Raw genomic sequence first — 9,528 nt, 5'->3', positions numbered from 1 at the left:
CTTTCCGCTCACCACTCGATACCAGACGCACTGCTTCCAGCTTGAACTCGCGCGTGAACTGCCTTCGCTTCTCGGCCATGGTCACCTCCTGCCCGTAACCTACGGGCTTATCTTGGTGTCCACCAAGCCGGGGCAATCCTAACTGCGTTTCTCACGCAGAGCCGCAGAGGGCGCAGAGAACTGCAACGGCATGGTTCGGGTGCCCGGACGCGCGACCGTTGCAGGCGGGACTCGGCGCCTGATTTTCGTGCACGGACTCGCCGGGCGGGGTCCGTCAGGCGGGCGACTTCGCGGAGGGCGGGGCGATCCTGGGGATGCGCAGGCGCACGGGGAGCTGCACCAGCTCAAAGGGCAGGCCGGGCGCGCCCAGCAGCGCCAGGTACGAGTCCGGGTGATGCTGGCGCACGAGCTCGCGGGTGAACGCGGCCACGCGGTCCGTCCTGGTGAAGCGCCGCTCCGGCACGCCCGCCAGCTCGATCCCCACGCCGGGATGCGCGTAGTCCAGCCCCGCCCGGGCCAGCCACCCGCAGACGATGCGCACCGTCTGCCTGAACGCGGACGGACAGCGCGGGCCCGGCGGGGGAAAGAGGCCGCCGACGCCGTCCAGCCCCGCCCACGCCATGGGCACCAGGTCCAGCCGGTTGTGGTACCGCGGCGCGCCGGGAAAGAGCGCGTCGAAGTGCGCCGCGAACGCCGCGTTGCCTGCCGTGGGCGCCGCGAACGTGACCGGCGCCACGTGCACGTGCGGCAGCCGGTGGCGAAGGTACGGCGCCAGCACCGTCGCCAGGCACCCGCCCAGGCTGTGCCCCGTCACCACGACGGCCGCGTCGGGCGCATCCGCCGTGGCCCGCTCCAGGAACGCCTCCAGCTTGGCGCCGCCGCTGGCGCACGAGAGCAGCGCGCGCAGCCCGTCCGCCGTGCCCCGCGCGATGACGGCGCCGGGCGCGTCGCCGTGCGTCCACTCCACCGCCTGCGCCACGTGCAGGTCCTGGTACACGTTCAGCAGCTGCGCGGGGCCGGGCGTGGGCACCGTGCCGCGAATGGCGACGGCGTACGCGTTGGCCGCGGGCGAGTGGGCCACGTACAGCAGGTTGGCCACGGTCTCCACCGGCCCCCAGACCACGCGCCAGTCGCCGCCCGTCGCGAGCGCGGGGGTGGCCAGGTGCTCGGCGATGCGCCGGCGCGGCGCGTAGCACAGCCCCGCCAGCGTCATGGCCACCACCGCGCTGACCGGCGGCGCGGCCACGGGGCTGATCCGCGGCGCGGGGATCGTCCGGGGAAGGGCGTCGGCGGATTGCAGGAAGGAGCTCACCAGCGTCTGCGTGGGTCCTGGAAGCGGCTAGGAGAGAGGCGGCGCAGCGTCCGAGGCATCAGCCGTCCGCAGCTGCTTCTCCACCGCGGCGCGCGCGCCGCCGAAGCTGGCGATGAACCGGCAGTGGAGGCCGGACAGGCGGTCGAGGATGTCCGGCGTGAGAAAATCCTTGCGGTTCTGATTGACGAAGATGCGCGGCTGCTCCGGCGCGCGCTTGAGGTGCGCCTCCACCGACGCGTAGACGATCGCGTCCTGCGCGGACAGGCCGAGCTCCGCCTGAAGCTCGAGCGCCATCCCCGCGACGCCAGCCGTGAGGGGGATCACGTCGGCGCCGGCGATGACGCGCTCCACGACGCGGTTGAGGCGGTGCCGCTCGTCTTCTTCGCTCGCGGCCAGAACGCCCGTGACTACGCGCGAGCGCTGGGCGAGCGCCTGGTACGGCTTGGAACGCGCCAGCTCGTCGATCTCCGCCGAAAGCTGGACAAGCAGTGAGCGGCGCGCCTTGGCACGCCGGATGAGCGTCTCGTGCGGCTCCGCGAGGGAGAACGCGGGGACGACCAGCCGGATGCGTCCGGCCTCGGAGAGCTCCAGCAGCCGCTCCGCGTTCTCGTGATCAGCGCGGAGAAAGGCGAGCTCCAGGACGAAGTTCGACTCCGCGTAGACGATCATCGCCCGATGCCGTTGGGTTCGAACGCGACCGATCCGTTCCGTATGGCCTGGTAGGCGCCGGAATCCAGGAGCATGCGGTCCGCCTCGGAATCGCGCCGGGGTCTGCGGAACGTCTGCGCCAGGTCCCGGAGCCAGGATCCGACGGCGATCTGGAGACTGCCCTCGCCCAGGTCGCCGGATCCCGCGGCCCAGGAGCCCAGGTACTCGCGCACGACGTCCGCCGTCGCCGCCTCGTAATCCGGCGGCACGTTCATCCCGGACGACCTGCTCCACAGGAACAGGCAGTCGGGAAGCGCGATCAGGAAGTACGGCGCGTTGGGAACCGCTCCGTGCGAGAGCAGGTTGCGGCGGAAGCGGGCGGCCCACTGCGGCGATGCACCCGGCGTGCTCTTTACCTCGACCACCAGCTGCAGCCGGTGGTCGGGAGAGTAGACCTCGATGTCGGGGCGCGTGTCCATCGTGGCTTCCGGGAAAGGAGATTCGGCACCTTGCGACGAATAGTAACCGGACGGACGCGTTCTGCCCAGCGGGCACGGCACGCGAAAGTGGATGCTGGTTCTCCCGTCCCGGGTGGAACGGGGAAGGGGGGAGGCGGTAGATTGGGCGCATGAACGATCGCACTTCCTTCGCGCCGCGGCCGTTTCGCCCGGCGTGGTGGCTGCCGGGCGCGCACGCGCAGACCATCGCCGGGCGCTTCGTGCGGCCGCCGCACGGCGTGCACTACCGCCGCGAGCGCGTGGAGACGCCCGACGGCGACTTCCTGGACCTGGATTTCGCCACGGTGGACGGCGCGCCCGCCATGGGCGACGGCGCGCCGCTGTGCCTGTTGATCCACGGGCTGGAGGGGAGCGCGTCGTCCTCCTACGTGCTGGAGACCTGCCGCGCGCTGGCGGAGCACGGCATCCGCGCCGTGGCCATGAACTTTCGCTCGTGCAGCGGTGAGCCCAACCGTACGGCGCGCTTTTACCACGCGGGTGACACGGCGGACCTCGGGTTCCTGCTCGATCTGCTCGCGGACCGTTTTCCACGGGCGACGCTGCTGGGGACCGGCTTCTCCCTGGGGGCCAACCAGCTGCTCAAGTACCTGGGCGAGCAGGGCGAGGCGTCGCGCATCCGCGCGGCGGTGTCGGTGTCCGTGCCGTTCGACCTGGGACGCGGCGCGGACAAGCTGTGGGCGTCGTTCATGGGGCGGGCGTACACGCGGCACTTCGTGGGCCGGCTGGTGGGCAAGTACCGCACGAAGCGCGAGACGCGGGGCGACCTGCCGGGGCCGCTCGTGGACGCGGAGCGCATCTTCACGTCACGCTCGTTCCGCGAGTTCGACGACGCGCTCACGGCGCGGCTGCACGGCTTTCGCGACGCGGACGACTACTACACGTCCAGCAGCTCCGCGCGGTTCGTGCACGCCATCCGCGTCCCCACGCTGCTGGTGCAGGCCCTGGACGACCCCTTCGTGGACGAGGCCTCCATCCCCCGCGCGGCCATCGACGCCAACCCCATGCTGCACAAGGCGTTCGTCCCCCACGGCGGGCACGTGGGGTTCATCGGGGGCCCGCCGCACCGGCCGCGCTTCTGGGCGGAGCGCGAGGCAGCGCGCTTTCTGGCCCTGCAGGTGAGCCACTGAAACGGCAACTGCATTCTCACGCAGAGGGAGCAGAGGCAGCAGAGTACTTCATCTCGCGACGAAGTTCTCCGCGCCTCCGCGGCTCTGGCTGAGGATGCAGTTTTGTTACGCCGGGACGGCGATACGGAGCGCGGGAACCTGCCGGCGGGCGTCCACCTGCGCGCGGTAGTCCGCGTAGTCGCCCACGACGGGCACGGGCGCGGACGGCGTCCACGGGCGGTACTTGAGCGCGTGCGCCGTGTTGAACAGCACCACCTCGTCCGTTTGCCGTACCCACCCGCTCTCCCGCAGCCGCTCCAGCCCCGCCAGCGTCGCCGCGCCCTCGGGTGACGACGAGACCCCCGCCGTGCCAAGGCGCGCCTGCGCCGCCGTGATCTCCTCGCGCGTCACCGACACGGCCGTGCCCTCGCTCTCGCGCACGATGCGCGACACCAGCGGGCCGTCCGGCGGGCTGGGAACGCGCAGCCCCGTGGGCGTGGGGCGCACCTCGTCCGCCGCCGCGCCGGCCCCGTCGTCGCCCGTGATGGCGGGGAGCAGCGGCGTGCACCCGTGCTCCTGCACGCACGCAAAGCGCGGCACGTCGCCCGAGACCCAGCCCAGCGCCCGCAGCTCGCGGAACGCCTTCCACATCCCGATGATCCCCGATCCGCCCCCCGTGGGATAGACGATCACGTCCGGAAACCGCCATCCCAGCTGCTCCGCCAGCTCCAGCCCCATCGTCTTCTTGCCCTCCGCGCGGCCGGGCTCGCGCAGGGTGCCCACGCTGGTCCACCCCTCGTCGTCGCGGCCGGCGTCGATCAGGCGGCCGGCGTCCTGGATGAGGCCGCGGACGAGGAACGTCTCGGCGCCGTACGAGCGGCACTCGTCCACGATGAGCCCCGGGCAGTCCCGCGGGAGAAAGACGTGCGCCGCGATCCCCGCCCGGGCGGCGTACGCCGCCAGGGCGCTGGCCGCGTTGCCGTTGGAGCCCACGGCCGCCTTGCGGATGCCGTGCTCCACCAGCAGCGACACGGCCACGGAAAAGCCGCGCGCCTTGAAGCTGCCCGTGGGGTTCTGCTCCTCGTGCTTTACGTGCAGGCGGCGGATGCCCAGCTCCCGCGCCACCGCGTCCAGCGGCAGCAGCGGCGTGGAGCCCTCGCCCAGCGAGACGATGGACTCGTCGCGCTCCACGGGCAGCATCTCGCGGTAGCGCCACAGCGAGCCGTGCCGGCCCCGCAGCACGCCCGGGCTCAGCGTGGCGGCCACGCGGTCCAGGTCGTACTCCACCAGCAGCGACCCGCCGCACGCGCACCGCGCCGACAGGCGGAACTCCGTTTGGGCATCGCAGCGGCTGCACGTGAGCCAGAACCTCGCCATGTGCCTACTCCAGGTGTGGGGGAAAACGGGGGAGCCTGCGTGCACCGCGCGTCCCTTCCGGGCAGTGCCGATTTCGCTTCAATTGTTTATTGTCCGAAACGGTGGCCTGCATGGGCGCGGCTTGGCGCCTTGCCGGATCCCACCCGCGGGAACCGGCCGCGTCAGGTACGATCGGCGATGGAGGCGAGGCTGCGCGTCACGACCAGCTTACGGGTGAACGCGATGCCGGAAACGGAGCGCGTACACCGGAACGAATGATTATAATCACCCGTCCCGGTTTCGCGAAAGTGCTGAATGATGTCCGATAGGGAGAGCAGGGCTCGGATGGGCGCCTGTGGGTTATCAAGGAGATCGGACGGCGGCGCCGGGAGGAAACGCCTGCCGCCGCACGGGCACCGGGCATGCGTAAATGGCTGGTGATCCCGCGAGTTGCATCGAACGGAAACGAGACACAATGACGGACGTGATCGACCCGGTGGACGTGCGCGCCACCTTTGGCCGGACGGTGGAGGAGCGCTTCAGCCACCGCCTTTCCCTGAACGTGCCCACGCGCGGCAACGCCAAGGTGGAGCAGCTCATCGCCCGCATCAACGCCGACGACGAGCTGTACGCCCTGTGGCTGTCCGCCAACGTGAACGCCGTGGAGCGCCTGGGGATGACGGACCACGGCCCCGTGCACGTAAAGATCGTGATGAACATCGCGGCCAAGCTGCTGCGCGTGCTCACCGAGCACGGCGTGGAGCCCGCCGTGGTGCACAACTACGGGATGGGGATCGACGACGCGGAGGTGGTGGTGGTCCTGGCCGCCCTGCTGCACGACGTGGGGATGAGCATTCACCGCCGCGACCACGAGGAGTTCTCCCTGTTCGTGGCGCAGCCCAAGGTGCGCGAGCTGCTGGAGGGCATCTATCCCGTGGGGCAGGCCACCATCCTGCGGAGCGAGGTGCTGCACGCCATCATCGGCCACCGCAGCGGCGGCAAGCCCATGACGCTGGAGGCCGGCGTGGTGCGCGTGGCCGACGCGCTGGACATGGCCAAGGGCCGCTCGCGCATCTCCATGGGGATCGAGGGGACCATGAGCATCCACTCCATCTCGGCGGCGGCCATCGAGGCCGTGCACATCGAGAGCGGCGAGACCAAGCCTGTCCGCATTCGCGTGGAGATGAGCAACAGCGCCGGCATCTTCCAGCTGGACCAGCTGTTCCGCGAAAAGCTGCACGGCAGCGGCCTGGAGTCCTACGTCGAGGTCGAGGCCCTCATCGAGGGCGAGGCCGAGAAGCGCCTGGTGCAGACGGCGTACAGGCTGTAAGCCGCGGGATGCCGGCATCCCGCTCCGGCGAATGAGGCTGATCGCGGATCGGGTCCAGTAAGGTCGTCTCCCCGCCGGAGCGAATGAATTCGCCGCTGGAAAGGCACGAAGTCCGCCTGCGCGGACTGCCCCAGCGGGGGAGACGCCGTGTGCACCGGCGCGGGCATGGACGGCTCGAGCGCGGCCCGTGTGCACAGCGGTGGAGTGCGGCAGGAGCGCTGATCTCGGCGCGGAGCGAATGGTGCCGGTTGCGGATCTGATCCGGTGAGGTCGTCTCCCCGCCGGAGCGAATGGAATTCGCCGCTGGAAAGGCACGAAGTCCGCCTGCGCGGACTGCCCCCAGCGGATGCCGGCCTGTCTGCACCACGGCGGGCATCGATGGCTCGAACGCGGCCGGTGTGCACAGCAGCGGCGGCGTGCGGCAGGAGCTGACGGCGAAGGCAGATATCGGCGCGGAGCTGCCTTGGCGCCGGCTACCGCGGCAGGTGCACGTTGCCGTCGTCGTCGATCCGCCAGTCGGGGTTCCAGGCCACCTCCCACGCGTGGCCGTCCGGGTCCGCGAAGTAGCCTGAGTATCCACCCCACTCCGCCTGGTGCGCGGGGCGGAGCACGGTGCCGCCGGCGGCCACCGCCTCGGCCAGCGCCGCGTCCACGCCCTCGCGCGTGCGGACGTTGTGCGCCAGGGCCACGTCGCCCGGCCCGCGCGGCGTGCGGCCGGTGTCCCTGGCCATCGCCGCGCGGTTCCAGAGGGAGAGGACGATCCCGCCCAGCTGAAAGAACGTCACTTCCTCGTTCGCGAAGCCGGGCGTCCAGCCCAGCGCCTGGTAGAACCGCCGCGCCCGCGCCACGTCGTCCACGCCCAGCGTCACCAGGCTCAGCCGCTGCTCCATCGCTTCCTCCGTCACGGGTTGCCGCCGCGCGCCAGCGGCCGGCATCGGTTGATCGGCGCGATTGCGCCGGCCGTCTTGAAGAAACCGGATCCGTCCACCGCCGCGCGCGTTCCGCCGCGCGGGACGTCCCCGGCCTCGCCATTCTCAGGCGTGACGTCCGTTTCTCAGGGCGTGGCGTCCGCCGCGGAGGCGGGAAGGACGGGCGTGGCGACGGGGACGCGATCCGCGCGGCTGGTGCGCTGCACCCACACGGCCATGGCCCCGTTTACCACGACGCCCACGGCGTAGGGAAGCACGAAGCCGGCCGCGCCGTACGCGCGGATGCCGATCCAGGCTGCGGCCACCCCCACGGCGCTCACCCCCAGGGAGAGCGCCCCCACCCGGGCAAAGAACCCGCGGCCCACCCACTGCGGCGCCATCACCGTGGCGAACGTCATCCCGGGAACGGACAGCAGCAGCATCCGCAGCACGGGCACGGCCGGCAGGAACTCGGGGCCCCCCATCAGCGTCAGCAGTGCCTCCATCCATAGCAGCAGGGGCAGCTGCACGAACGCCAGCACCAGCACGGCGGGATGCACGCCGCCGAACCAGGCGTCCCCCGCGAGCAGCCATCCCCCAGCGCCACGGCCCAGCCCGTGGCGGTGATCCCCCCCACCAGGGCCAGCAGGGTGCCGGCGATCCGCCCCGTCCCGTCGCCGCGCTCCCGCCCCGCGCCCTGGTGCACGGCCACGGGCGACAGGCCCAGGTGACCCACGGTGGCAAAGAGCCCCGCCCGGGCCAGGGCGCGCATCCTCCGGCTCCGTCCGCTGCGACGCGGTCCCGTGTACCCGGACGGGGGGGATGGCGCATCCCCGGCGGTGGGAGGCGGGGACGAAAGAGCGTAGCACGCGGCGGCGCGCCCATCAACCGGCCGTTTGCGGAGGACGGCGCGGGGACGCAGGTTGTCCGCCTCGCACGCCAACCGGGAGGCGCGGTGGAGGGATGGGGCGGGCTCGCGGCGCTCGTGTCCGGCGGGCAGACGGGGGTGGACCGCGCGGCGCTGGACGTGGCGATGGAGCGCGGCATCCCGCGCGGCGGCTGGTGCCCCGCGGGCCGGTGGGCGGAGGACGGCCCCATCGACGGGTGCTACCCCCTGCGCGAAACACCCTCCGCCGATCCCGCCCAGCGCACGGAGTGGAACGCGCGCGACAGCGACGGCACGGCGCTGCTCGTCGCGGCCGGCGACAGCCCCGGCACGGCGCTGACGCGGGAGAGCGCGCGGCGGCTGGGCCGGCCCGTGTACCCCTGGCAGCTGGACGCGCCGCCGGACGCCGGCCACTTTCGCCGCTGGCTGCAGATTCACCGCGTCCGCACGCTGAACGTCGCCGGGCCGCGCGAGAGCGAAGCGCCCGGCATCTACGCCGCCGCCGCGGACTGGCTGCGCGCCGCCCTCCCCTGATCCACGCGCCGATGATCCGCATCCTTTTCCTCTGCCTTGCCCTTTGCCTGGCGGCCGCGTGCGGCGGCGGCTCCGGCGGCGCCCCGCGGGACGGCGACGTGCGCTTCGACACCGTTGCCGGGTACCAGCTGGGAATGCTGCTGCCGGAAGCCCGGGAGGCCGCGGCCGCGCACGGCGAGGACCTGCGATGCACGCGCGAGCTGGACAGCTACGGCTCCACCCCGCTGCCGGACTCCAGCGTGCGGCTGCTCCGCGACCTGGAACGGTGCGAGCCGCCCCACGACCGCTACCTGCTCTTCTTTCACCGTAGCGCGCTGCAGTCGGTGGTCCTCCCCTATTCCGACGAATGGAACCAGGTGCCGGTGGAGGCGCTGGTGGCGCGGCTGTCCGCGAAGTGGGGCAAGCCCAAGGGCCGCGAGGAGTACACCTACGAGGACGGCCGGCGGGAGATCCTTATCTACTGGCAGCGCCGTGGCCTGCCCGGCGAGGCCAACCTGCGCTGTCTGCGGGGCAGCCTTGCCGGCGAATGCACGCTGGTGCACCACCGGGGAAGGATCAAGCGTGACTGACGATTCCATCCACCGCGTCCGCGAGATCACGTGCGCGTCCTGATCACCGGCGGGGGCGGGCTGCTGGGCGGCGAGCTCATCCGCCAGGCGCCCGCCGGCGTGGAGGTGCACGCCACGCGTCGCGCGTCGCCCGTGCACGGCGCGGAGGCGCATCCCGTGGAGCTGTCGGACGGGGACGCCGTCGGTGCGCTGTTCCAGCGCGTGCGGCCGGCGCTCGTCCTTCACACGGCGTACTCCGCCGCGGAGGGCGAGCGTGACATCGTCCGCGCCACGGAGAACGTGGTGGATGCGTGTCTTTCGATCGACGCCGCGCTCGTGTACATGAGCACGGACGCGCTGCTGGACGGCGAGTCGTCGCCCT

General features: G+C 72.0%; 12 protein-coding genes. 5 read left to right on the top strand and 7 right to left on the bottom strand.

Translation table 11 applies throughout. From position 1 onward, the window contains the following. Positions 1–274: 274 nt before the first annotated feature. From VFZ20_RS12055 to VFZ20_RS12045, 3 genes are read right to left on the bottom strand one after another with little or no spacing between them, the layout of a single operon-like run. On the bottom strand, positions 275–1,312 hold the full coding sequence (locus VFZ20_RS12055) for a lipase family protein (RefSeq protein ID WP_329684131.1): 1,038 nt from the start codon (positions 1,310–1,312) through the stop codon (positions 275–277). Between the two features lie 27 nt (positions 1,313–1,339). After that, positions 1,340–1,981 carry a PIN domain-containing protein gene (locus VFZ20_RS12050; protein ID WP_329684130.1) on the bottom strand — a complete coding sequence of 214 codons (642 nt, stop codon included), beginning with the start codon at positions 1,979–1,981 and terminating at the stop codon, positions 1,340–1,342. Then, on the bottom strand, positions 1,978–2,439 hold the full coding sequence (locus tag VFZ20_RS12045; protein ID WP_329684129.1) for a hypothetical protein: 462 nt from the start codon (positions 2,437–2,439) through the stop codon (positions 1,978–1,980). Before VFZ20_RS12045 ends, VFZ20_RS12050 begins: the two co-directional genes overlap by 4 nt. 149 nt (positions 2,440–2,588) lie before the next feature. On the opposite strand from VFZ20_RS12045, the gene VFZ20_RS12040 reads away from it, so the two are divergent. Beyond that, on the top strand, positions 2,589–3,605 hold the full coding sequence (locus VFZ20_RS12040; protein WP_329684128.1) for a YheT family hydrolase: 1,017 nt from the start codon (positions 2,589–2,591) through the stop codon (positions 3,603–3,605). A 105-nt stretch (positions 3,606–3,710) separates the two neighbouring features. On the opposite strand, the gene VFZ20_RS12035 is transcribed toward VFZ20_RS12040, so the two are convergent. Beyond that, positions 3,711–4,961 (bottom strand): threonine synthase, encoded by a 1,251-nt coding sequence (locus tag VFZ20_RS12035; RefSeq protein ID WP_329684127.1) that lies wholly within the window; start codon positions 4,959–4,961, stop codon positions 3,711–3,713. A gap of 454 nt (positions 4,962–5,415) precedes the next feature. Between VFZ20_RS12035 and VFZ20_RS12030 the strand changes: the two genes are divergently transcribed. Beyond that, complete coding sequence (locus VFZ20_RS12030; protein WP_329684126.1) at positions 5,416–6,270, top strand: HD domain-containing protein; 855 nt, start codon at positions 5,416–5,418, stop codon at positions 6,268–6,270. Positions 6,271–6,743: 473 nt separating this feature from the next. Here VFZ20_RS12030 and VFZ20_RS12025 read toward each other — a convergent pair whose 3' ends face one another. The 3 genes from VFZ20_RS12025 to VFZ20_RS12015 all read right to left on the bottom strand — a co-directional run bounded on the left by VFZ20_RS12025 (position 6,744) and on the right by VFZ20_RS12015 (position 7,950). Beyond that, positions 6,744–7,160: a VOC family protein gene (locus VFZ20_RS12025; protein ID WP_329684125.1), complete on the bottom strand. Its 417-nt coding sequence runs from the start codon at positions 7,158–7,160 to the stop codon at positions 6,744–6,746. A gap of 164 nt (positions 7,161–7,324) precedes the next feature. Further along, complete coding sequence (locus VFZ20_RS12020) at positions 7,325–7,738, bottom strand: hypothetical protein (RefSeq protein ID WP_329684124.1); 414 nt, start codon at positions 7,736–7,738, stop codon at positions 7,325–7,327. Continuing rightward, the gene (locus VFZ20_RS12015; RefSeq protein ID WP_329684123.1) at positions 7,669–7,950 is read right to left on the bottom strand and encodes a hypothetical protein; all 282 of its coding nucleotides are present in this window, start codon (positions 7,948–7,950) and stop codon (positions 7,669–7,671) included. The genes VFZ20_RS12020 and VFZ20_RS12015 overlap by 70 nt, the downstream gene beginning before the upstream one ends. 183 nt (positions 7,951–8,133) lie before the next feature. Between VFZ20_RS12015 and VFZ20_RS12010 the strand changes: the two genes are divergently transcribed. The 3 genes from VFZ20_RS12010 to VFZ20_RS12000 all read left to right on the top strand — a co-directional run. Continuing rightward, positions 8,134–8,598, top strand: coding sequence for a putative molybdenum carrier protein (locus VFZ20_RS12010; RefSeq protein ID WP_329684122.1), 465 nt, complete (start codon positions 8,134–8,136; stop codon positions 8,596–8,598). Between the two features lie 11 nt (positions 8,599–8,609). After that, on the top strand, positions 8,610–9,167 hold the full coding sequence (locus VFZ20_RS12005) for a hypothetical protein (RefSeq protein WP_329684121.1): 558 nt from the start codon (positions 8,610–8,612) through the stop codon (positions 9,165–9,167). Between the two features lie 30 nt (positions 9,168–9,197). After that, positions 9,198–9,528, top strand: a 331-nt coding sequence (locus tag VFZ20_RS12000) for a sugar nucleotide-binding protein (RefSeq protein ID WP_329684120.1), incomplete at its 3' end; no start/stop codon positions are given.

The organism is Longimicrobium sp., assembly GCF_036280135.1.
GTDB lineage: Bacteria > Gemmatimonadota > Gemmatimonadetes > Longimicrobiales > Longimicrobiaceae > Longimicrobium.
The sequence above is the reverse complement of the archived record's forward strand: the minus strand, read 5'-3'. Positions and strand labels throughout refer to the sequence as shown.